Here is a 23,937-nt window from a genome sequence, read left to right as displayed (position 1 = left end):
ATGGCCCAGCAGCTCGAGAGCACCCCCGCGCTCCTTGAGTACGTACGACGCAGTTCGCTGCGTGAGGACGACATCCTGCGCCGGCTGCGCGCGGAGACCTCCGGGCTCCCCGCGGCGCTGGCCCTGCAGGTCACGCCGGAGCAGGGCCAGTTCCTGGCCCTGCTCGTGGGTCTGACCGGGGCGAGCCGGGTGCTCGACATCGGCACCTTCACCGGCTACAGCAGTCTGTCGATGGCTCGGGCGCTGCCGCCGCACGGCCGCCTCGTGACCATGGACATCAGCGAGAAGTGGCCGAGCATCGGCGCCCCGTTCTGGCGTGAGGCGCATGTGGCCGACCGTATCGACCTGCGGGTCGGCGACGCCCGGGAGACCCTGGCCAAGCTCCGGGCCGAGGAGGGGCCCGAGAGCTTCGACCTCGCCTTCGTGGACGCGGACAAGGCCCAGTACGCGGCGTACTACGAGGCGGCCCTGGACCTGCTGCGCCCGGGCGGACTGATCGTGCTGGACAACACGCTCTTCTTCGGGCGGGTGATCGACCCCGCGGCGCAGGACGCGGACACGGTCGCCATCCGTGAGCTGAACCAGGCCCTGCTGGACGACGACCGGGTGGATCTGTCACTGCTCCCGCTGTTCGACGGCATCACCCTCGCCCGCAAGAGGTCCGGCGCGGGCGGCCCGAGTGAGGAGGACCGGCCATGACCGCCGCCGAGGAGAAGCTGCGCGACTATCTGAAGCGGGCGACGGCGGATCTGCGCCGCACCCGCTCCGAGCTCGAGGCGGTGGAGGCCAGGGAGAGCGAGCCCATCGCGATCGTCTCCATGTCCTGCCGCTTTCCGGGCGGTGTCAGCTCGCCGGAGGATCTCTGGCAGCTGCTGGAGGACGGCACCGACGCGATCTCCGCCTTCCCGGCCGACCGCGGCTGGGACCTGGCGGGTCTGTACGACCCGGACGCGTCGGCGTCCGGCAGGAGTTATGTGCGCGAGGGCGGGTTCCTCGACGACGCCGGCGCGTTCGACGCCGCGTTCTTCGGGGTGTCCCCGCGCGAGGCGGGTGCGATGGACCCGCAGCAGCGCCTGCTCCTGGAGGCGTCCTGGGAGGCGATCGAGCGGGCCGGCATCGACCCGTACGCGCTGAAGGGCACGCGGACCGGCGTCTATTTCGGTGTCATCGCGCAGGAGTACGGTCCACGTCTGTACGAGGCGGCACCGGACGTCGAGGGGCACCGGGCCACGGGCAACGCGGCCAGTGTGGCCTCGGGCCGGGTCTCCTACTTCCTGGGGCTCGAGGGCCCGGCCATGACGATCGACACGGCGTGCTCGTCGTCACTGGTGTCCCTGCATCTGGCCGCTCAGGCGCTGCGCCGCGGCGAGTGCACGATGGCGCTGGTCGGCGGCGTGACGGTGATGTCCTCGCCCGGCTGCTTCGTCGAGCTGAGCCGGCAGCGGGTGCTCTCCACCAGTGCCAGGTGCAAGTCGTTCTCCGCGGACGCCGACGGCACGAACTCGAGCGAGGGCATCGGTGTCCTGCTGGTCGAGCGGCTGTCGGTGGCGCGTGAGCTCGGGCATCCCGTCGTGGCCGTCCTGCGCGGCTCGGCCGCCAATCAGGACGGCGCCAGCAACGGGCTGAGCGCACCGAGCGGCCCGGCGCAGCAGCGGGTGATCCGGCAGGCGCTGGACAGCGCCCGGCTCACCGCGGACCAGGTCGACGCCGTCGACGCGCACGGTACGGGCACCTCGCTGGGCGATCCCATCGAGGCGCAGGCCCTGCTGGCGACGTACGGGCAGGGGCGCCCCGCGGACCGGCCGCTGTGGCTGGGTTCGCTGAAGTCGAACATCGGGCACACCCAGGCGGCGGCCGGGGTCGGCTCGGTGATCAAGATGGTGCTGGCCCTGCGGCACGGTGTGCTGCCCCGAACGCTGCATGTGACGGAGCCGACCGGGCACGTCGACTGGTCCTCGGGCGGGGTGCGGCTGCTGACCGATCCCGTGCCCTGGCCGGCCGGTGACCGGGTGCGCCGGGCCGGGGTCTCCTCGTTCGGCATCAGCGGTACGAACGCGCACGTGATCCTGGAGGAGGCGCCGCCCGAGCCGGTGCGGACCGAGGAGCCCCGCGCCGCGGTGGACGGGGCCGCCGCCCGCGGGCGGCACGTCCCGGTGGCGCTGTCCGGCACCGACGCGGCCGCGCTACGGGTTCAGGCCGTGCGCTGGCGGGATCATCTGGCCGGACGTCCTGACCTGGGTCCGGCCGCTCTCGCACTCCCCTCGACGACGACCCGTGCGGCCCTCGACCACCGCGCCGTCGTCGTGGCGGGCGACCGGGACGAGCTGATGGCAGGGCTCGACGCGCTGGCCGAGGACCGTCCACTGCCCTGCCTCGCGACGGGCAGCGTCGCCACGAGCGGCGCTCCCGTCTTCGTCTTCCCCGGCCAGGGGGCGCAGTGGCCCCGCATGGGCGCGGAACTCCTGGGGCAGTCCGAGACGTTCCGGGCCTCGGTGCTCGAGTGCGACCAGGCCCTGTCCGCCTTCCTCGACTGGTCCGTCCTGGACGTCCTCACCGAGGCCGAGGGCGCGCCCTCGATGGACCGGGTGGACGTGGCCCAGCCGGTGCTGTTCACGGTGATCGTGTCGCTGGCCCGGCTGTGGCGCTCCTACGGTGTGGAGCCCGCCGCCGTGGTGGGGCATTCGCAGGGCGAGGTCGCCGCCGCCCATGTGGCGGGCGGGCTCAGCCTGGAGGACGCCGCCCGGGTCGTCGCCGTACGCAGCAAGCTGTGGCGGCGGCTGGCCGGGCAGGGCGCGATGCTGTCGGTGATGGCGCCGGCCGAGCAGGTGCGTGCCTGGATCGAGCCCTGGAGCGAGAGCATCGGCGTGGCCGCGGTGAACGGTCCCGCGACCGTCACGGTGTCCGGGGACCCCGGGGCGCTGGCCGAACTGGGGGCGAAGCTGTCGGCGGAGGGTGCGCGCCGGTGGCAGATCCCCGGTGCGGACGTCGCCGGTCACTCGCCCCAGGTGGACCCCTTCGAGCGGGAGCTGCTCGAGGAGCTGGCGCCGATCAGCCCCCGGCCACTGACCGTCCCCTTCTACTCGACCGTGCGCGGCGGCCTGTTGGAGACGGAGCGGGTCGATGCCGCGTACTGGTACGAGAACATCCGCCGGCCGGTGGAGTTCGAGCGCACGGTGCGCTCGCTGCTGGACGCGGGGCACCGGACGTTCATCGAGGTCAGTCCGCATCCGGTGCTGACGAACTCGGTACGGGAGACCGCCGAGGACGCGGACGCGGAGGTCGTCGTCGTGGACACCTTGCGGCGCGCCGCGGGCGGCTGGGACCGGTTCCTGCTGTCCGTGGCGCAGGCCCATGTCCACGGGGTGTCCCCCGACTGGCGCACGGTGCACGAGGGACACCAGGACGCAGACGGCGGACACGTCGAGCTGCCCACCTACGGTTTCCAGCGGCGGCGGCACTGGGTCGAGCCGCCGTCGCATCGTGCGCCGGAGGGCGACGCCTCGTTCTGGACGGCGGTGGACCGCGCCGACCTGCCGGTCCTGTCCCGGGCCCTGGGGCTCGACGAAAGCGCCCTGGACACGGTCGTACCGGCGCTGCGGTCCTGGCGGGAGCGACAGCAGGAGGACTCGGTCGTCGACTCGTGGCGTTACCGGGTGACCTGGCGTCCCGCCGCGGCACAGACCGCACCCCCGCGCCTGTCCGGCGTGTGGCCGCTGGTGGTCCCGCTGGGCTACGAGGAGGACGCGCTGACGCTGATCGCCGAGCGGGCGCTGACCGCACACGGTGCGCGGCCCGTCCGGATCGTGGTGGACTCGGCCGCCGTCGAGCGGGGCGGTGTGCTGCCCGACGGCGCGGAGTCGGCGGCCGGTGTGCTGTCGCTGCTCGCCCTCGACAAGCGTCCCTACGGCCGGGTGCCGGGAGTGTCCGCGGGGCTCGCGGCGACCGCGGCCCTGGTGCAGGAGCTGGGCGATATGAAAGTCACGGCGCCGCTGTGGTGCCTGACGTTCGGTGCGATGAGCGCCGACGGGCCCGGCGGGTCCGGCCCGTCCGAGGGGCCGGCCGCGCCGGCGCAGGCCCAGGTCTGGGGTCTGGGCCGGGTCGTCGGCCTGGAGCATCCGGACCGGTGGGGTGGTCTGATCGATGTCGCGGGACCGGTCACCGAGGAGACCGGGCGACGGCTGGCCGAGGCGCTGGGCGGAGGTGAGGACCAGGTGGCGGTGTGCCCCTCGGGCACGTTCGTGCGACGCCTTGTCAGGGCACCGCTGGCCGGGCGCACGCCGGGCAGGCCGTGGCGTGCGCGCGGTATCGCGCTGATCACCGGGGGCACCGGCGCGCTCGGCGGCCATGTGGCCCGCAGGCTCGTCGCCGACGGGGCCGAGCATGTGGTGCTGACCAGTCGCCGGGGCCCTGGCACACCGTCCGCGCAGGCGCTGTGCGCCGAACTCGAGGCGCTCGGCGCGCGGGTGACGGTCGCCGCCTGCGACGTGGCCGACCGCGCGGCGGTGGCGGACCTGGTGTCCGGGCTCACCGCCGACGGCTCGGTGGTGCGCACCGTGGTGCACGCCGCGGGAGTGGGCGAGTGGAGCCCACTGTCCGAGGCCGACGTGAGCACCTGGTCCGATGTCGTCGCCGCCAAGGTGGCGGGCGCCGTCAACCTGGCCGAACTGGTCGACGGGGCCGGGCTCGACGCGTTCGTGCTGTTCTCGTCGATCTCGGCGACCTGGGGCAGCGGCAATCAGGCGGGCTACGCGGCGGCGAACAGCTTCCTCGACTCCTGGGCCGAGCGGCTGCGGGCCCAGGGCCTGCCGGCCACCTCGGTGGCGTGGGGCGCCTGGGCCGGGGAGGGCATGGCCGCCGACGACTCCTTCGAGGAGCACTTCCGGCGCCGCGGACTCCTCGAGATGTCCCCGGAGTTGGCGCTGACCGCGCTGTGGCAGGCGGTCGAGCACCAGGAGACGTCGCTGACCGTCAGCAACATGGACTGGTCGCTGTTCGTGCCCGGCTTCACCATGGCTCGTGCGCGTCCGCTGATCGAGGACATCGACGAGGTCCGGCTGGTGCTGGAAGCAGACAACGCGGCCGACAGCGACGACACCTCCCTGCGTACCGAGCTGGCGGGGCTGTCCTCGGCCGCCCGGGAACGCAGGCTCCTGGAGCTCGTACGGGTGCAGGCGGCGGCCACGCTGGGGCACGCGGGCCCGGAGGGGATCGCACCGGGGCAGGCGTTCAAGGACCTCGGCTTCGACTCGCTCACCGCGGTGGAGCTGCGCAACCGGCTGCGCCGGATCAGCGGGCTGCGGCTGCCCACGACCCTGGTCTTCGACCATCCCACGTCCAGGGCGGTGGCCCGGTTCCTGCACACGGAGCTGTTCGGCGCGGACGACACCGGCGGGCCGGACGAGGAGATCCGCACCCTGCTGGCGGCCATTCCACGGGAGCGGCTGGAGAGTTCGAACCTCCTCGAGCAGTTGCGCAGGCTCGCACAGGGCCGGGGCACGGCGCCCGCGGAATCGGTGCCGGGCACGTCCGGCTTCGAGTCCATGGACGCCGACGAGCTGATCGAGATGGCGTTGCGCACCGCTGACTGACCGGGTCGCGGTGCGGCAACAAGGACAGTGCCCGGCCGGGTTCTCCCGGCCGGGCACTGTGCTGTCGCGCTGAGGTCCACCCACGGTCCTACTTCTTGGCCAGGGCGTCGGCGGGTTCGGCCGACGCATTGGGGGCCGCGGGCTTGCGGGGGTCGGCGTTGATGAAGACCGCCACCAGCAGCGCGGTGCCCAGCATGATGCCCAACGCCCAGGTCGCGGCGACGGAGTAGCCGTGGACGGTGGCGTCGCGCAGGGTGCTGCCGCCGTGGTGGTCGGCCAGGTAGGTGGCGGTGGCGCTGGCCGCGATCGTGTTGAGCAGCGCGGTGCCGATCGAAGCGCCCACCTGCTGGGCGGTGTTGACGGTCGCGGAGGCGACGCCGCCGTCCTGCGGGTCGACTCCGCTGGTGGCCACCGCCACGGTCGGCACGAACAGGGTGCCGATGCCGAGCCCGAGCAGCATCTCGGCCGGCAGGATCACCGCGGCGTAGGAGCTGTCGGGGGTGAGCTGGGTGAGGATGGCGAGCGAGGCGGCCGCCGCGAGCAGTCCGGGCACGATCAGCAGCCGGGGCGGCAGCTTGGGCAGCAGCCGGCTGGAGATCTGGGTCGCGCCGGTGACGTTCATCGCGACCAGCGGGAGCAGTGCCACGCCGGTCTTGACCGCGGAGTAGCCCATCACGGTCTGGAGCTGGTAGGTGAGGAACAGGAACACGCCGAACAGGCCCAGCGTGGCCAGGGCGACGGTGCCGAACGCCATGCCCCGGTTGCGGTCGGTCACGATCCGCAGCGGGAGCAGCGGGCTGCGCAGCCGGGCCTGCAGGACCACGAACACGATGAGCAGGATGGCGGCCAGGCCCAGCGAGACACCGACCCGGTCGGCGCCCCAGCCGCGCTCGCCGGCCTCGGAGAACCCGTAGACCAGGGCCGCGATACCGCCACAGCCGGTGACGGCGCCGAAGACGTCCATCTTCGCGTCCGCCCTGCCGGGCGGGTCGGGCAGCGTGGAGATCGCGCCGAACGTGGCGAGTACGGCGATCGGGATGTTGACGTACATGCACCAGCGCCAGTCCAGGTAACTGGTGATCAGGCCGCCGCCGACCAGGCCGAGTCCGCCGCCCGCGGTCAGTACGGCGGTGTAGATGCCGATGGCCTTGGCGCGCTCCGCCTGCTCGGGGAACATCGCCACCAGCAGCGCCAGGGTCGAGGGGGCGAGCAGGGCCGCGAACACGCCCTGCCCGGCGCGTGCGCCGATCAGCATCCAGCCGGACTGGGCCATACCGCCGATGCCCGACACGATCGCGAATCCGATGACGCCGGTGACGAGTGTGCGCTTGCGGCCCATGCGGTCGGCGATGCGGCCGCCGAGCAGCAGCAGTCCGCCGAAGGCCAGGGTGTACGCCGTCACCACCCACTGCCGGTTCGCGTCGGACATGCCGAGGTCCTGCTGCGCGGAGGGCAGCGCGATGGTCACGATCGTCGTGTCCAGGGTGATCATTAACTGGGAGAGTGCGATGGCTGCCAGCCCCCACCACCGGCGGGCATGCAGCCGGGCGGGGTCGACAGCCGCCGCGCCCCCCGCTGCGTTGTCGGTCTTGGTCATCGCGGAAAGACACCTTCTCGGGATCGGGGGGCCGGAACCCCACATTCATTACCTGTCGGCAGGTAAAGTTGAAGACATCGACAACGTAGCCCATTGCCTGCCGATCGGCAAGTAATGAAGTGAGACGCATCCTCGGCGACGCCGAACCGTAGGCTTTGGGCGCAATGAGGGCGAAGGAAGGACTTCCATGGCTGGCCGACGTACCGATACGCGTGAGCGCGCACAGCGCGTCGCGCTTCAGCTCTTCGCCGAGTACGGCTACGAGGGCACGTCGCTGCGCATGATCGCGGAGAAGCTGAACATCACGAAGGCCGCCCTCTACTACCACTACAAGTCCAAGGAAGAGATCCTCGCCGCCGTCCTCGGCGACTTCTCGACCTCGGTCGCCGAGCTCATCGACTGGGGCAAGCAGCAGCCCGAGGGACCCGGGACCCGGCGTGAACTGCTGCGCCGGTACGCCGATCTGACGGCGAACGGCATCACGGCCGCGGCCCGGCTGCTGCAGGAGAACGAACCCTCGCTGCAGGAGCAACCGCTCGCGGCCGAGGTGCGCGGGCACATCATCACGCTCTTCGATCTGCTGACAGGTCCGGGCGTGCTGACCGGCGGCGTGAGCGACCCCGCCGCCTCCTTGCGGGTACGCCTCGCCATCGCCGCCCTGCACATGGCGGGTGACGAGGCCGAGCGCTCGGAGGGCGGCGGGGACGAGCTGATCAGCGCGGCACTGAACATCGCCTGCTCCCTGATCGATCCGCCGGTGGGGTCAGCACCCGAGCACGCCCCTGACCACGTCGGCGACCTCGGCGGTGTGCTCGCCGAGGAAGAAGTGCCCGCCGCCGAACACCCGTAGGTCGAAGGCGGTGTCGGCCACGTCGGACCAGGCGCGGGCCTGGTCCAGGCTCACCCTGCGGTCGTTGTCGCCGGTCAGTGCGACGACCGGGCAGGTCAGCGCGGGACCCGGCTGGTAGCGGTAGCCCTCCAGCGCTTCGTAGTCGCTGCGGATCGCCGGCATGACCATGCCCAGCAGCTCCTCGTCCTCGAAGAGCCGCGCGTCCGTCCCGTGCAGCAACTCGAGTTCGGCGAGCAGGGAGTGGTCGTCCAGTGCGGCGATGCCGGTGCCCGGAGCGCAGGTGGGCGCCCGGCGGCCGGACGCCAGCAGGCCCCGCGGCACGATGCCCTTGGCCTCCATGCGCCGGGCCACCTCGAAGGCGACGGTCGCGCCCATGCTGTGCCCGAGCAGCGCCAACGGCCGGTCGGTCCACGGCAGCAGCGCCTCCAGCGACTGTTCCACCAGTTCCGTCATGTCGTTCACGCAGGGTTCCCGGTACCGGTCCTGACGGCCGGGGTACTGGATCGCGATCACCTCGACCTGCGGGGTGAGCTCCTCCGCGAGCGGGAAGAAGAAGGTCGCGGAGCCGCCGGCATGCGGGAGGCAGACCAGCCGGACCGAGGCCTGCGGCGCTTCTCGGAAGCGCCGGATCCAGGGCGACTGCTGCACGGTGTTCGTCGTCACGAGGTGCTCCTTGTCAGGCGGCGAGCGCGTCGCACAGGAAGGTCGCGACGTCGTGGGTGGAGGGGTAGTCGTAGACCAGGGTCGGCGGCACCGAGATACCGGTGATCGCGCCCAGCTGGTTGCGCAGTTCGACGGCCATGAGCGAGGAGAAGCCGAGGTCGAGGAGTTCCGCCTGTGTGTCGAGGTCCTCGGCCCCGGGCAGCGCGAGGACGGCGGCGGCCTCGGACCGCACGATGTCGAGCACGATGCCGTGCCACTCCTCGTCCGGCGCGTTCGCGAGCCGTTCCTTCAGCAGGGCCGCGGGGTCCGCCGTGTCCTGCGGCGCACCGGGTGTCCCGGTCGCCTCGAGGGACGGCGCCGCAGCCGACTCGGCCGCCAGGGCGGTGACGATGTCCGCGAGCGAGGACTCGGCGGAAAGGTGCAGTGCGGCGGCCGCGGCGGTGGCATCGCCCACGCGCGCCGCCGCCCAGAAGGCCTCCGCCGTCTCGCCGACGACCGAGGTGGCGGCGACCTCGTCGAGCCAGTACGGCTGGTGCTGGAAGGCGTAGGTGGGCAGTTCGGCGGTGGCCCGGCTGTCGATCAGGGTGTTCCAGTCGATGTCGGTGCCGTTCGCCCACAGTTCACCGAGTCCGGCCAGCAGGGCCGCCGTGTCGGTGCGGTCGCGGCGCTGCAACGCCACCAGCCGCACGCCCTCACCCGCCGAAGGCTCGGCCATCGGGGTCAGCACCGCGTCAGGCCCCACCTCAATGGTGCCCGTCACGCCTTCACCCGCCAGGGCACGCACCGCGTCCGCGAACCGGACCGGCGAACGCACCTGCCGCACCCAATAGGACGGGTCGGTGAAGTCCTCATCCGCCTGACCTGACACCGTCGACACGATCGGAATCCGCGGCTCGGCGAACGACAACCCGGCCACCACCGCGGCGAAGTCGTCCAGCATCGGCTCCATCAACGGCGAATGGAACGCATGACTGACCCGCAACCGCTTCGTCTTGCACCCCTGCCCGGCCAGCACAGCGGCGACCTCCTCCACCACCCCCTCCACACCCGAAATCACCGTCGCCCCCGGCCCGTTCACCGCAGCGACCGACACCTCACCCTCACGCCCCACCAACAACGGCAGCACATCCGCCTCCGCCGCCCGCACCGCCACCATCGCCCCACCCACCGGCAACGCCTGCATCAACCGACCCCGCGCCGCCACCAGCACACACGCATCCGCCAACGACAACACCCCCGCCACATGCGCCGCCGCGATCTCCCCCACCGAATGCCCCACCAGCACATCCACCCGCACCCCGGCCCGCTCCAACAACCGGAACAAAGCCACCTCGAACACAAACAGACCCGCCTGCGTACACACCGTCCGATCCAGCAGACCACCCACCCCATCAACACCCACGCCATCAACACCCGCGCCGGCGAACATCACCTCCCGCACCGACACTTCCAACAACCCGTCCAACACCGCACACGACTCATCCACCGACCCCGCGAACACCGGAAACGCCTCATACAACTCCCGGCCCATCCCAGCCCGCTGAGCACCCTGACCCGAAAACAGCGCGGCTATGGCGCCCTGCGGACGCACCGCGCCCTGGACCAGGTTCGTGGCCTTCTTCTGGTCGGTCAGGGCCGTCAGTCCGGCCAGGAGTTCATCCGGCTTCCTGCCCCACACCACCGCGCGGCGCTCGAAGGCGGTACGTGTCGTGTCCAGCGCCCGGCCCACTGCGGCGGGCTCCAGCTCTGGGCGTGCGTCCACGAAATCAGCCAGCCGACCCGCCTGGGCGCGCATCGCCGCCTCAGTCCGGCCCGACACCACCCACGGCACCAACCCCGACCGCTCCCCCACCTCAGCCTCAGCAGCCTCGGGGACTTCGGGGGCTTCGGGGGCCTCCTCCAAGATCACGTGCGCGTTGGTGCCACTGATACCGAACGACGACACCGCCGCCCGCCGCGGCCGGTCCACCCGCGGCCACGACCGCGCCTCGGTCAACAACTCCACCGCACCCGAAGACCAGTCCACCTTCGACGACGGCGCATCCACATGCAGCGTCCGCGGCAACACCCCATACCGCAACGCCTGCACCATCTTGATGATCCCGCCCACACCCGCGGCAGCCTGCGCATGCCCGATATTCGACTTCAACGACCCCAGCCACAACGGCCGATCCACATCCCGGCCCTGCCCATACGTCGCCAACAACGCCTGCGCCTCGATCGGATCACCCAACGCGGTGCCGGTGCCGTGCGCCTCCACAGCGTCCACCTCGGCACCCGACACACCCGCATCCGCCCACGCCTGCCGGATCACCCGCTGCTGCGAGGGACCGTTCGGCGCCGTCAGGCCACTGGAGGCGCCGTCCTGATTCACCGCGGAGCCGCGGACCACCGCCAGCACCCGATGACCGAGCCGCCGCGCCTCCGAGAGCCGCTCCAGCACCAGGACACCCACACCCTCGGCCCAGCCCGTGCCGTCGGCCGCCTCCGCGAACGCCTTGCACCGACCGTCCACGGCCAGCCCCCGCTGACGGCTGAACTCGACGAAGGCGATCGGGCTCGCCATCACCGTCACGCCGCCGGCCAGCGCCATGGTGCATTCCCCACGGCGCAGGGCCTGGGCGGCGAGGTGCAGGGCCACCAGCGACGAGGAGCACGCCGTGTCCACCGTGACCGCCGGACCCTCAAGGCCCAGCGTGTACGCGACCCGGCCCGACGCCATGCTGGGCGCGCTGCCGTTGGCCAGGTGTCCTTCGAAGCCGTCCGGGGCGGGATTCAGGCGAGTGCCGTAGTCGTTGTACATGACGCCCAGGTACGCGCCCGTCGGGCTGCCCCGCAGCGAGTCGGGCAGGACTCCGGCGCTCTCCAGGGCCTCCCACGACGTCTCGAGCAGCAGCCTCTGCTGCGGGTCCATCGCCAGCGCCTCACGCGGCGAGATCCCGAAGAAGCCCGGGTCGAAGTGGTGGGCCCGGTGCAGGAAGCCGCCCCGGGTGGACGTCGTCCTGCCGACGGCGTCCGGGTCGGGGTCGTAGAGCTCGGACGGGTTCCAGCCGCGCTCCTCGGGGAAGTCCGAGACGGCGTCGACGCCATCGTCGACGAGGTGCCACAACTCCTCCGGGGACGCGACGCCTCCGGGGTAGCGGCACGCCATGCCGACGATGGCGATCGGTTCGCGCCGCTCCTCCTCGAGTTGGTCGATACGGCGCTTCGCCTCACGCAGGTCGAGCGTGGCGCGCTTGAGGTAGTCGATCAGTTTCCGGTCATCAGCCATGGGTTCCCCGCCAAGTAGGTCAGCGAGCCGGGACTCAGAATTGTCCGAGCTCGTCGTCGAGTAGTTCGAGCAGCTCGTCCGCGCTCGCGTCCGCCACGTCCTGGTGGTCGAGGGCGTCACCGGAGCCGGGATTCCACTCGGCCCACAGCGCGCGCAGCCGGGCCACGACATGGCCCCGGTCCGTCTCACTGGGAGTGGCGGACGCGAGCAGCAGCGCCAGCGAGTCGATACCGGCGTGGACGTCCTGCATCCCGTCGATGGAGTCCGGGCCCAGCTCCGCGTCCAGGTACCGGGCGAGAGCGAGCGGGCTCGGGTAGTCGAAGATCAGGGTGGCGGGCAGCCGCAGCCCCGTCACCTCGCCGAGACGGTTGCGCAGTTCCATGGCGGTCAGCGAGTCGAATCCGAGGTCCAGGAATCCGCGGCCCGGCTCCACGGCTGCCGGGGTGTGCCCGAGCACCGTCGCGACGTGTTCGGTCACGAGGATCAGCAGCGCGTCGGACCGCTCGTCCCCCGACAGGTTCTTGAGCCGTGCCTGGACCGCATCGGGTCCGGGGCCCGCGGCGCGCTTCGGTGCCGGGGCCAGGGCCCGCAGCACACTCGGGAACGACGCCGAGCCGGCCGTCTCCCGCAGCCGCCGCAGATCGAGCCGGGCCGGTACCAGGACGGGCTCGGAGCGCTGCAGGGCGGCGTCGAACAGCGCGCAGCCCTCGGCCGGCGCGAGGGGCAGCATGCCCGACCTGGTCAGTCGCTGCACATCGGTCTGCGAGAGGCCGCCGGTCATGCCACCGTCCTGCTCCCACCAGCCCCAGGCCAGCGAGGTGGCGGGCAGACCGGCCGCGCGCCGCTCGCGGGCGAGTGCGTCGAGAACGGCGTTCGCGGCGGCGTAGTTGCCCTGTCCTCCGCCGCCCAGTACACCGGCCGCGGACGAGAAGAGAACGAACGCCGAGAGCGGACGGTCCTGCGTCAGCTCGTGCAGATGCAGTGCGCCGTCGGCCTTGGCCCGCAGCACGCTGTCGATCCGGTCGGCGGTCAGGGACGTGAAGCCGCAGTCGTCCACGACGCCCGCCGTGTGCACCACGGCCGTCAGGTCCGGTACGCCGTCAAGGAGCCGGGCCAGGGCGGCACGGTCCGAGACGTCGCAGGCGGCCAGGGTCACCTCGGCGCCGAGCGCCGTCAGTTCGTCCCTCAACTCGGGTGCTCCGTCGGCCTGTTCGCCGCCCCGGCTGACAAGCAGCAGTTTTCGCACGCCGTGCGTGGCCACCAGGTGACGGGCGAACAGGGCGCCGAGCGATCCGGTGCCGCCGGTGATCAGGGTCGTTCCGTCCGGATCGTAGGAGACGGAGTCCGGTTCCGGTGTGTGCGCGGGGGCCCGGACCAGGCGCGGCACCAGGGCCTCGGCATCACGCACCGCGGACCACGGCTCCCCGCTGCCGAGCGCCTCGCGCAGCGCGCCGGCGAGGACCCGGGGCGGCGCCCCGGCCCCGTCGTGGCCGTGCGCCTCCAGCACCGTGAAGCGTCCCGGGTGCTCCTGCTGGGCCGAGCGCAACAGCGCGCAGACCGCGGCCTGTCGCGGTCCGTCCCCGCACAGCACGGCCGCCAGCGTCGCGGAGCCGAGCCGCTCCTCGGCGAGGAACTCCTGGGCCAGGGCCAGCGTGTCCCCCAGCAGAGAGCTGATCGCGCCCGCCGTGTTCAGGACGACCGTGACCACGTCGGGCACCGGGTCGCCGGAGCGCAGTGCCGTGCGAAGGCTGTCCAGGTCGGGATAGGTGCGGGCCCGCTCGCCCAGGTGTTCGGCGAGCGGGTCGTCGTCGAGCACCGCCCACTCTCGTTCGGGCGCCGTGGTACCGCTGTGCGGTGCGGGGATCCAGTCCAGCCGGTAGAGGGAGTCGAGCCGCGGGCCCGCGAGGTGGTCCAGGGTCACGGCGCGCAGGGCGAGCGATTCGACGGACCCCAGCGGTGTCCCGGAGCCGTCGGCCAGGTCCACGGCTACGGCGTTGTCCCGGGCGGAGGTGAAGCGGGCGCGCAGCTCTGTCGCACCCCCGCCGTTCAGCTCCACGCCGCTCCATACGAACGGCAGGCCTTCCCGGCCCTCGAGCGCCCCGAGGCCCGCGGGCCGCAGCGCCGCGTCGAGCAGTGCGGGATGGAGGCCGAACTCGCCCGCCGTGCCGTGCAGTTCGTCGGGCAGCCCGGCCTCCACATACAGCTCGGCGCCCTTGCGCCAGGCCGCGCGCAGGCCCTGGAAGGCGGGCCCGTAGGAGAATCCGCTGTCCGACAGGCGGTCCTGGAGTTCGTCGAGGTCTACCGGGACCGCTCCGGTGGGGGGCCAGACCCTCAGATCGGGTGCCGCGGCCGCCCCGCTGCCCGAGGCGGGACGCAGCCGGCCCGAAGCGTGCCGGGTCCAGGGGTCCTCGCCGCCGGCCTGGGCGTGAACGGTGACCCGGTACTCGGAGTCGACCGCGCATTGGATCCGGACCTCGCCGGATTCGGGTATCGCCAGCGGGACCTCGAGGGTCAACTCCTCGACCCGGTCCGCGCCGCAGTGTTCGCCGGCGGCCCTGACCAGTTCCAGGAACGCGGTTCCCGGCACGACCGCCGTACCCGACGCCGCGTGATCGGCGAGCCAGGGCTGCGCGCCCGATCCGAGCGTCGCGGTGAACGTCCAACCCTGGCCGGTCGCCAATGGGACGACCGCGCCGAGCAGGGGGTGCTCGAGGGCTGTCAGTCCGGCCTCGGCCACCCCCTTGGCGGAGTTGCGGGGCACGTACCAGTAGCGCTGGTGCTGGAAGGCGTAGGTGGGGAGTTCGGCGGTGGCCCGGCTGTCGATCAGTGCGGTCCAGTCGATGTCGGTGCCGTTCGCCCACAGTTCACCGAGTCCGGCCAGCAGAGCCGCCGTGTCGGTGCGGTCGCGGCGCTGCAACGCCACCAGCCGCACGCCCTCACCCGCCGAAGGCTCGGCCATCGGCGTCAGCACCGCATCCGGACCCACCTCAATGGTGCCCGTCACCCCTTCACCCGCCAGGGCACGCACCGCGTCCGCGAACCGGACCGGCGAACGCACCTGCCGCACCCAATAGGACGGATCCGTCCACTGAGTACCGACCTCACCACTCACCGTCGACACGATCGGAATCCGCGGCTCGGCGAACGACAACCCAGCCACCACCTCGGCGAAGTCGTCCAGCATCGGCTCCATCAACGGCGAGTGGAACGCATGACTGACCCGCAACCGCTTCGTCTTGCACCCCTGCCCGGCCAGCACAGCGGCGACCTCCTCCACCACCCCCTCCACACCCGAAATCACCGTCGCCCCCGGCCCGTTCACCGCAGCGACCGACACCTCACCCTCACGCCCCACCAACAACGGCAGCACATCCGCCTCCGCCGCCCGCACCGCCACCATCGCCCCACCCACCGGCAACGCCTGCATCAACCGACCCCGCGCCGCCACCAGCACACACGCATCCGCCAACGACAACACCCCCGCCACATGCGCCGCCGCGATCTCCCCCACCGAATGCCCCACCAGCACATCCACCCGCACCCCAGCCCGCTCCAACAACCGGAACAAAGCCACCTCGAACACAAACAGACCCGCCTGCGTAAACACCGTCCGATCCAGCAGACCACCCACCACACCAACACCCGCAGCATCAGCACCCACGCCATCAACACCCGCGCCGGCGAACATCACCTCCCGCACCGACAACCCCAACAACCCGTCCAACACCGCACACGACTCATCCACCGACCCCGCGAACACCGGAAACGCCTCATACAACTCCCGGCCCATCCCAGCCCGCTGAGCACCCTGACCCGAGAACAACACCGCCCACGACGAGCCGGTGTCCTGACCGGCTGTCACACCCCGGACCAGTCCGGGCGCGGGCACACCGTCCGCCAACTGCTCGAGTCCCCGCAGGAGGGAGGGGCGGTCGTCGCCGAGCACCACGGCCCGGTGTTCGAGGTGGGCACGCCCCGCAGCCAGCGTGGACGCCACCGCAGCGGGCTCCAGCTCTGGGCGTGCGTCCACGAACTCAGCCAGCCGGCCCGCCTGGGCGCGCAACGCGGCCTCGGTCCGGCCGGTCACGACCCACGGCACCAGCCCCGGCCGCTCCCCCGCCTCGGCCTCGGGGGTTTCGGGGGCCTGCTCCAGGATGACGTGCGCGTTGGTGCCACTGATACCGAACGACGACACCGCCGCCCGCCGCGGCCGCTCCACCCGCGGCCACGACCGCGCCTCGGTCAACAACTCCACCGCACCCGAAGACCAGTCCACCTTCGACGACGGCGCATCCACATGCAGCGTCCGCGGCAACACCCCATACCGCAACGCCTGCACCATCTTGATGATCCCGCCCACACCCGCGGCAGCCTGCGCATGCCCGATATTCGACTTCAACGACCCCAGCCACAACGGCTCGTCGGAAGCGTGCTGCTGCCCGTAGGTGTCCAGCAGGGCCTGTGCCTCGATCGGATCACCCAGCGCGGTGCCGGTACCGTGCGCCTCCACAGCGTCGACCTCGGCACCCGACACACCCGCATCCGCCCACGCCTGCCGGATCACCCGCTGCTGCGAGGGACCGTTCGGCGCCGTCAGACCGTTGCTCGCACCGTCCTGATTCACCGCCGAGCCACGCACCACCGCCAGCACCCGATGCCCTTGGCGCCGCGCCTCCGAGAGCCGCTCCAGCACCAGGACACCCACGCCCTCGGCCCAGCCGGCTCCATCGGCGGCGTCCGCGAACGCCTTGCACCGGCCGTCCGCGGCCATCCCGCGCTGACGGCTGAACTCGACGAAGGCGATCGGGCTCGCCATCACCGTCGCCCCGCCGGCCAGCGCCCGGTCGCACTCACCCCGGCGCAGCGCCTGCACCGCGAGATGCAGGGCCACCAGCGACGAGGAGCACGCCGTGTCCACCGACACGGCCGGACCCTCGAGACCCAGCGTGTACGAGATACGCCCGGACAGCACGGAGGGGGCGAGGCCGGTGATCAGATAACCGCGCATGCTCTCGGCGACGTCGTTGTCGCGCGAGCCGTAGTCCGTCGCCTGGCCGCCGACGTAGACGCCGGTGCGGTCGCCCCGCAACGACGACGGATCGACACCCGCCGACTCCAGCGCCTCCCACGACGTCTCGAGCAGCAGCCTCTGCTGCGGGTCCATCGCCAGCGCCTCACGCGGCGAGATCCCGAAGAACTCCGCGTCGAAATCCCCCGCCGTGTGCAGGAACCCGCCGACGTCCACGTAACTCGTGCCGGGGGTCCGGCCGGTGGGGTCGTAGAGGGAATCGACGTTCCAGCCACGGTCCGCGGGGAACTCGCCGACCGCGTCCCGGCCCTGGGCCACCAGATCCCACAGGGCGTCCGGGGTGTCCACCCCGCCGGGGAACCGGCACGCCATACCGACGATCGCGACCGGCTCGTGCGCGGCCTCGGCCAGCTGCTGGTTCTCCAGGCGCAGCCGCTCGTTCTCCTTCAGCGAGGAGCGCAGTGCCGCAACGACCCGCTCTGTCGAAGCTGTCATGATTCCGTCCTTATGGGATGAGGGGTGGCGGGGCGCCGCTGCGTCAGAGGCGGAGTTCGCTGTCGAGGATGTCGAACAGCTCGTCGTCGGTGGCGGACTGGACATCGCCTTGTGCACCGGCTGCCGCGACCGCCTGCCACTTGCGCAGCAGGCCCTGCAGCCGCTCGACGGCGTCGGCGTCCAGCGCGTCGTCGAGCGCGACGCCGTCCAACGCGTCGAGAGCGTCGAGCGCCTCGATGGCCTCGTGCGCCGCCGGCTGCTCGGCGGGTTCGTCCGCGAACAGCTGGGAGAGCAGTTCCGCGCTCAGGGCCTCGGCCGTGGGGTGGTCGAAGACCATGGTCGCGGGGAGCCGAAGCCCGACGGCCGCGTTGAGCCGGTTGCGCAGTTCCACGCCGGTCAGCGAGTCGAACCCGAGGTCCTTGAAGCTCTGTTCGCCGGAGAGCGCCGCCGCCGAGGAGTGCCCGAGGACGGCGGCGGCCTCGCCCCGCACCAGGTCGAGCAGCAGGCGTCCGCGTTCCCCGGCGGGTGCCCGGTCCAGGCGGGCGCGCAGCGAGGCGCGGTCCGTCGTGTCGGCGGCAGGCCCCGCGCTGCGCCGGACGGGCGTCCGGACGAGCCCACGCAGCAGGGACGACACCTGCTCCGGGTCGGCCCGCGCCGGGTCGACGGGGATCGCCACGGCGACGGACCGCGGGGTGCGCAGTGCCGCGTCGAAGAGGGCGAGCCCGTCGTCGGAGGTGAGCGGAGTCAGGCCGGCGCGGCTCATCCGTCGCAGGTCCGCGTCCTCCAAGTGGCCGGTCATGCCGCTGCGTTCGGCCCACAGTCCCCACACCACCGACGTGGCGGGCAGTCCCTGCCGGGCGCGCTGCTGCGCCAGGGCGTCCAGATACGCGTTGGCGGCGGCGTAGTTGCTCTGTCCGGGGCCGCCGAGGGTGCCCGCGGCCGAGGAGAACAGCATGAACGCCGACAGGTCGGCCCCGCGCGTCAGTTCGTGCAGATGCTGTGCCGCCTCGGCCTTCGGCCGCAGCACCCGGTCGATGCGGCCGGGTGTCATCGTGTCGAGCAGACCGTCGTCGAGCGCTCCGGCCGCGTGCACGACCGCGGTGAGCGGGGTACGGGCGCGGGCCAGGCAGGCGGCCAGTTCCTCGCGGTCGGCGACGTCGCAGGCGACGATCGTCACCTCGGCGCCCAACTCCTCAAGTTCGGCGTGCAGTTCGGCCGCACCGGCGGTGTCCGGGCCGCGCCGACCGGTCAGCAGCAGGTGCCGTACGCCGTGTTCGACGACCAGGTGCCTGGCCACGAGCGCGCCCAGCGTGCCGAGGCCGCCGGTGATCAGCACGGTGCCCTCGGGGTCCAGCGGCGCCGGCACGGTCAGCACGACCTTGCCGATGTTGCGGCCGTGTCCGAGGAAGCGGAACGCCTCCGGTGCCTGACGAATGTCCCAGCAGGTCAGCGGGGACGGTCGCAGCACCCCGTCGGCGAAGAGCCGGGCCACGTCGGCGAGGATCTCCCCGATGCGCTCCGGGCTCGGCTCGGCGATGTCGAAGGCCTGGTAGTGCACGCCGGGGTGCTGTGCGGCCACCTCGTCGGCGTCCCGGACGTCGGTCTTGCCCATCTCGATGAACCGTCCGCCGCGGGGCAGCAGCCGCAGCGAGGCGTCCACGAATTCCCGGGCCAGCGAGTTGAGCACGACGTCCACGCCCCGGCCGTCGGCGGCGCGCATGAGGTGCTGTTCGAAGTCGAGGTCCCGGGAGGAGGCGATCCGCTCCGGAGCAAGACCCAGGTCCCGCAGCGCCTGCCACTTGCCCTCGCTCGCGGTGCCGTAGACCTCCGCGCCCCAGTGCCTGGCGAGCTGGACGGCGGCCATGCCGACGCCGCCCGCGGCGGTGTGCACCAGCAGCGACTGGCCGGCGTCGAGGCCGGCCAGGTCCTTCAGCCCGTAGTAGGCGGTGAGGTACACGACGGGAATCGCCGCGGCCTGGGCGAAGTCGAGCCCGGCCGGTATCGCGGTGAGCATCCGGTGGTCGGCCACGGTCACCGGTCCACTGCCGGTGCCGGAGAACAGGCCCATCACCCGGTCGCCCGGGGCGAACGCGGTGACACCGGGTCCGGCCTCGAGAATCACGCCGGACCCCTCGCCGCCCGCCAGGCCCTCGATGGCGGGCACCATGCCGAGCGTCATGAGGACGTGCCGGAAGTTGAGCCCGACCGCGCGGACGGCGATCCGCACCTGTCCGGGGGCGAGCGGGGCGCCCGCCTCGGGGTTCGGTACGAGCGCCAGGTTCTCGAAGGTCTGACGGCCGGCGAAGTCGAGCCGCCACGCCCCTTCCTGGCCGGCCGGCACCTCCAGGTCCGTGGTGGCGGCGCCGCGGGCCAGGCGCGGCGCCAGAACGGTGCCCGCCCGCAGCGCGAGCTGCGGCTCGCCGGTCGCCAGGGCGGCGGGCACCAGCTCGAGGGAGTCCTCGTCACTGGTCAGCAGCGTGAAGCGGCCCGGGTGTTCGGACTGCGCGGAACGCACCATGCCCCAGGTCGGGGCGTGGGCCGGATCCTCCGCGGGACCGACGAGCAGCACCAGTCGGACATCGCCGAAGCGCTCGTCGGCGAGCCAGGCCTGCAACAGGGCGAGCGTGCGGCACGCCGCCTCGCGGGGCTCGGGGGACGGCTCGGTGAGGTCCGCGACGACGGTGGTCGCGTCCTGCGGTACGGCGGCCAGGTCCAGGTAGTGGGGTGTGCCCGCCAGCACCGGTCGCGACCCGAGAACCGCCAGGGCCCGCGGTGCCGCGGGCGCGTCGGCGACCGGGACGGGGGTCCACTCCACGCGCAGGAGTGCGTCGCCGCCGCGCCCGGTGTCCAGCTGCCGCGGGTCGACCGTGCGCAGCACGAGTTCCTCGACGGAGCCGACCGTGCCTTCGGCGTCGGCCAGTTCGACGGCGTAGCTGTCCGCTCCGCGCGGGGTGATCCGCACCCGCAGCGAGGTGGCCGCGGTGGCCCGCAGCCGCACGCCGTTCCAGGAGAACGGCAGCCGCAGCCCCGCGCCGTCCTGCACCGCGATGACGTGCAGGGCGGCGTCGAGGAGGGCGGGGTGCAGCAGGTACGACGCGGCGTCGGCGCGCTGCGACGCGTCCAGGGCGACTTCGGCGAGGAGTTCCTCGCCGCGCCGCCACGCGCCGAGCAGTCCGCGGAACGCGGGCCCGTAGTGGTAGCCGCGCTCGGCCAGTGCGTCGTAGAAGCCCGTGACGTCGACGGGCTCCGCGCCCGGCGGCGGCCATGCCGCGGGCTGTACGGGCCCGTCGTCGAGGGCGGGGGCGGACGGCGCGAGGACCGCGGAGGCGTGGTGGGTCCACCCCGGGGCGTCGTCGGGGCGCGCGTACAGCTCCAGACGGCGGGTCAGGTCCTCCTCAGGTTGCGTGACACGCAGTTGCAGCTGGAGGCCGCCGCCTTCGGGCAGCACCAGAGGTGCGCGCAGGGTGACCTCGTCCACGGTGTCGCAGGAGACCTGCGCACCGGCCGCCAGCGCCATCTCCACGACGGCGGTACCGGGCACGACGGGCCGCCCGGCCACCTGGTGGTCGGGCAGCCAGGACTGCGCCCGCGCCGACAGCCGTCCGGTGAGCACGAGTTCACCGCCCGCGGCCGCGGGCACCGAGGCCCCCAGCAGCGGGTGGTCCAGCGGGGAGACACCGAGCGAGCCGGCGTCCGCGACGGCCGGGTCGGGGGCGTCCAGCCAGTGGCGCTCCCGCTGGAAGGCGTATGTCGGCAGCGCGATCCGGGACACTCCCGCGTAACCCCACTCCACCTTCACGCCGTAGGCGTGCGCCTGGGCCAGGGAGGTGAGGAACCGGCGCGGTCCGCCGTCCTGGCGCCGCAGGGTCTCCAGGACGGCGGCGTCCGCTCCGGCCTCGGCGGCGGTGTCCTGCAGGGCGATGGTCAGGCCGGGGTGCGGGCTGGACTCGACGAACGTGCGGTAGCCCTGCTCGAGCAGGGTCCGGGTGGCCGTCTCCAGGAGGACCGTGCCGCGCAGATTGCGGTACCAGTAGTCGGCGTCGAGGCCGGCGGTGTCCAGCGGGCCGCCGGTGACGGTCGAGCAGAAGGTGACCGGGGCGCGGCGCGGGGCCACGTCCGCCAGTTCGGCCAGGAGCTGCTCGCGGATCTCCTCGACGTGTGCCGAGTGCGAGGCGTAGTCCACCGGGATGGTGCGGGTGCGCACCCCGTCGGCGCGGCAGTGGGTCTCGAGCTCGCTCAGCGCGGCCGGGTCCCCGGAGACCACGGACGCCTGGGGGCCGTTGACGGCCGCGAGCCACAGGCGTCCCTGCCAGCGTTCCAGCAGGGGGCCCAGGTCCCCGGCGGACAGGGCCACCGACAGCATGCCGCCCTTGCCGGCGAGCGCGATCAGCGCCTTGGAGCGCAGCGCCACCACCTTCGCCGCGTCCTCGAGGGTCAGCGCTCCGGCGACGCATGCCGCGGCGATCTCGCCCTGACTGTGCCCGATGACGGCGGCGGGCCGCACCCCGTGGCTCTGCCACAGCTCCGCCAGAGACACCATGACCGCGAACAGGGCGGGCTGGACCATGTCCACGCGGGTGAGCCAGTCGCTGTCCGCGCCGCGTACGACCTCCAGCAGGTCCCAGTCGGTGTACGGCGCGAGCGCCCGGGCGCACTCGGTCATGCGCCGCGCGAACACCGATGAGGTGTCGAGGAGTTCGGCCGCCATACCGTGCCACTGCGAACCCTGTCCGGGAAAGACGAACGCCACCTTCCCCTGCCGGGTGCGGCCCCGCACGACGCCGGCGGCCGTCGCGTCATCGGCCAGCGCGGCGAGGCCGGTGAGGAACTCCTCGCGACTGGTGCCGACGACGGCCGCCCGGTGTTCGAAGGACGAGCGGGTCGTGGCCAGCGCGTGACCGATCTCGGCCGGGCTCGCCGTCTCCTCGCGCTCCACCAGCACGGCGAGGCGGCGGGCCTGCTCGCGCAGCGCGTCCGCACTCCTGGCCGACAGCAGCCACGGCTCCGTGCCCGCCAGGCCCGGCGTGCGCAGGACGTCCTGCGCCTGGTCGGGCTCGGCCGGGGCGGCCGGCGGCTCCTCCAGGATGACGTGCGCGTTCGTACCGCTGATGCCGAACGAGGACACGGCGGCCCGGCGCGGACGTTCGGTACGGGGCCAGGGCTGCGGCCGCGTCAGCAGTTCCACTCGCCCGGCGTTCCAGTCGACCTCGGAGGTCGGCCGGTCCACGTGCAGGGTTCGCGGCAGGGCCTCGTGGCGCAGTGCCTGGACCATCTTGATGATGCCGCCGACGCCCGCCGCGGCCTGGGTGTGACCGATGTTGGACTTCAGCGAACCCAGCCACAGCGGGCGGTCCCGGTCGGCGCCGTACGTCGCCAGGAGCGCTTCGACCTCGATCGGGTCGCCGAGCCGGGTGCCGGTGCCGTGCGCCTCGACCGCGTCGACGCCGTCGGGGCCGATGGCCGCGTCCTGCAAAGCCTGCCGGATGACGCGTTGCTGGGCCGCCCCGTTGGGCGCGGTGAGCCGGCTGCTGGCGCCGTCCTGGTTGACCGCCGAGCCGCGGATCACGGCCAGCACGCGGTGTCCGTTGCGCTGGGCGTCGGACAGCTTCTCCAGGACGAGCAGACCGGCGCCCTCGGCCCAGCCGGTGCCGTCCGCGTCGGCGGAGAACGCCTTGCAGCGGCCGTCCGCGGCCAGGGCCCGCTGCCTGCTGAACTCCACGAAGGTGGTGGGGGTCGACATGACGGTCACGCCGCCCGCGAGCGCCATGGTGCATTCGCCGCGGCGCAGCGCCTGGGCGGCGAGGTGCACCGCGACGAGCGACGACGAACAGGCGGTGTCCAGGGTGACCGCGGGTCCTTCGAGGCCGAAGGTGTACGCGATGCGTCCCGAGGCGATGCTGGGTGCGCTGCCGTTGCCGATGTAGCCCTCGACGTCCGCCGGCATGGTGTGCATCCGGGACCCGTAGTCGTTGTACATGACGCCGACGAACACGCCCGTGCGGGTGCCCTTGACCGAAGTCGTGGCAAGGCCCGCCCGCTCGAACGCCTCCCAGGACAGCTCGAGCAGCAGGCGCTGCTGCGGGTCGGTGGTCAGCGCCTCCCGCGGTGAGATGCCGAAGGCCGCGGCGTCGAACTCGTCGGCGTCGTGCAGGAATCCACCGTTGCGGGCGTACGTGCGTCCCGGTTTTTCGGGGTCGGGGTCGTACAGCGCCTCGACGTCCCAGCCGCGGCCCGCGGGGAACTCGGAGACCGCGTCGGTGCCGGAGTCGAGCAGCTGCCAGAGTCCTTCGGGGTCGCGCACGCCGCCGGGGTATCGGCAGGACATGGCTACCACCGCGACGGGTTCGGTCATCTGCTGCAACCGCTGCCGGGTCTGGTGGAGATCCGTGGTGACGCGGTTGAGGTAGCTGCGGAGCTTTTCTTCGTTGGCCATGAAGTCCGCCC

The 23,937-nt window shown here is 72.6% G+C and carries 8 protein-coding genes; 3 read left to right on the top strand and 5 right to left on the bottom strand.

What is annotated here, in order from left to right; genetic code table 11:
* Both OG568_RS57110 and OG568_RS57105 read left to right on the top strand, forming a co-directional pair.
* Positions 1 to 699 carry an O-methyltransferase gene (locus OG568_RS57110; protein ID WP_329537870.1) on the top strand — a complete coding sequence of 233 codons (699 nt, stop codon included), beginning with the start codon at positions 1 to 3 and terminating at the stop codon, positions 697 to 699.
* Positions 696 to 5,588: a type I polyketide synthase gene (locus OG568_RS57105; protein ID WP_329537869.1), complete on the top strand. Its 4,893-nt coding sequence runs from the start codon at positions 696 to 698 to the stop codon at positions 5,586 to 5,588. The genes OG568_RS57110 and OG568_RS57105 overlap by 4 nt, the downstream gene beginning before the upstream one ends.
* A gap of 88 nt (positions 5,589 to 5,676) precedes the next feature.
* Here the strand turns inward: OG568_RS57105 and OG568_RS57100 are convergent, their stop codons facing one another.
* Complete coding sequence (locus tag OG568_RS57100; RefSeq protein ID WP_329537868.1) at positions 5,677 to 7,185, bottom strand: MFS transporter; 1,509 nt, start codon at positions 7,183 to 7,185, stop codon at positions 5,677 to 5,679.
* A gap of 187 nt (positions 7,186 to 7,372) precedes the next feature.
* On the opposite strand from OG568_RS57100, the gene OG568_RS57095 reads away from it, so the two are divergent.
* Positions 7,373 to 8,035, top strand: a complete 663-nt coding sequence (locus OG568_RS57095) for a TetR/AcrR family transcriptional regulator (RefSeq protein WP_329537867.1) — start codon at positions 7,373 to 7,375, stop codon at positions 8,033 to 8,035.
* Here OG568_RS57095 and OG568_RS57090 read toward each other — a convergent pair.
* The 4 genes from OG568_RS57090 to OG568_RS57075 are packed head-to-tail and all read right to left on the bottom strand — an operon-like array spanning position 7,949 to position 23,926.
* Positions 7,949 to 8,698, bottom strand: coding sequence for a thioesterase II family protein (locus tag OG568_RS57090; protein WP_329537866.1), 750 nt, complete (start codon positions 8,696 to 8,698; stop codon positions 7,949 to 7,951). The genes OG568_RS57095 and OG568_RS57090 overlap by 87 nt on opposite strands.
* 13 nt (positions 8,699 to 8,711) lie before the next feature.
* The gene (locus OG568_RS57085) at positions 8,712 to 11,969 is read right to left on the bottom strand and encodes a type I polyketide synthase (protein WP_329537864.1); all 3,258 of its coding nucleotides are present in this window, start codon (positions 11,967 to 11,969) and stop codon (positions 8,712 to 8,714) included.
* Between the two features lie 34 nt (positions 11,970 to 12,003).
* Positions 12,004 to 17,493, bottom strand: a complete 5,490-nt coding sequence (locus tag OG568_RS57080) for a type I polyketide synthase (RefSeq protein WP_329537863.1) — start codon at positions 17,491 to 17,493, stop codon at positions 12,004 to 12,006.
* A gap of 43 nt (positions 17,494 to 17,536) precedes the next feature.
* Positions 17,537 to 23,926, bottom strand: coding sequence for a type I polyketide synthase (locus OG568_RS57075; RefSeq protein WP_329537862.1), 6,390 nt, complete (start codon positions 23,924 to 23,926; stop codon positions 17,537 to 17,539).
* Between the last annotated feature and the right edge of the window lie 11 nt (positions 23,927 to 23,937).

This window comes from Streptomyces sp. NBC_01450, assembly GCF_036227505.1.
GTDB lineage: Bacteria > Actinomycetota > Actinomycetes > Streptomycetales > Streptomycetaceae > Streptomyces.
Note: the sequence above shows the minus strand (reverse complement) of the source record. Positions and strands in the feature narration are given on the sequence as shown.